Annotated in this window: 1 protein-coding gene; it reads right to left on the bottom strand. The window is 63.4% G+C overall.

Annotation, left to right across the window (positions count from 1 at the left end):
• Nucleotides 1–1,019, bottom strand: a 1,019-nt coding sequence (locus tag AC1DH9_RS29775; RefSeq protein ID WP_477809408.1) for an Ig-like domain-containing protein, incomplete at both ends; no start/stop codon positions are given.

Here is a 1,019-nt window from a genome sequence, read left to right on the forward strand (position 1 = left end):
TTTTCCGTGCCGGCRGCCGTATCGGCCACTGCCACCGGTGCGTCGTTGGTGCCAGTGATGGTCACATCCACCGTGGAGCTTGAGAGCGCCCCGTGTTCGTCCTGCATCTGGTAAGTGAGCGTCACGTGTTCGACCGCACCCTGCGCCAGGTGGTCGAAATCAGCCCCCGGGTTGAACTGCAACTGGTTGCCGACCACGCTGGCCGTGCCCTTGTTTGCCGGCGCGCTGGCCGAGTTCAGCGTGAACGCGTGACCGTCGTCGACATCGGTGTCGTTGGCCAGCACGTTGATGGTCAGGGTCTGGTTTTCCGTACCGGCGGCCGTATCGGCCACTGCCACCGGCGCGTCGTTGGTGCCGGTGATGGTCACGTCCACCGTGGAACTCGAGAGCGCCCCGTGTTCGTCCTGCATCTGGTAAGTGAGCGTCACGTGCTCGACCACGCCTTGCGCCAGATGGTCGAAATCACTTCCCGGGTTGAACACCAGCTGGTTGCCGACCACGCTGGCACTGCCTTTGTTTGCCGGCGCGCTGGCCGAGTTCAACGTGAACAGGTGGCCGTCGTCGACATCGGTATCGTTGACCAGCACGTCGATCGTCAGGGTCTGGTTTTCCGTACCGGCGGCCGTATCGGCCACCGCCACCGGCGCGTCGTTGGTGCCGGTAATGGTCACGTCCACCGTGGAGCTTGAGAGCGCSCCGTGTTCGTCCTGCATCTGGTAAGTGAGCGTCACGTGCTCGACCGCGCCTTGCGCCAGATGATCAAAGTCGGCTCCCGGATTGAATACGAGCTGGTTGCCGACCACGCTGGCCGTGCCCTTGTTTGCCGGTGCACTGACCGAGTTCAGTGTGAACAGGTGACCGTCGTCGACATCGGTGTCGTTGGCCAGCACGTCGATGCTCAGGGTCTGGTTTTCCGTGCCGGCAGCCGTATCGGCCACTGCCACCGGTGCGTCGTTGGTGCCAGTGATGGTCACATCCACCGTGGAGCTTGAGAGCGCCCCGTGTTCGTCCTGCATCTG

It is taken from the genome of Pseudomonas sp. 05T35, from assembly GCF_056396605.1.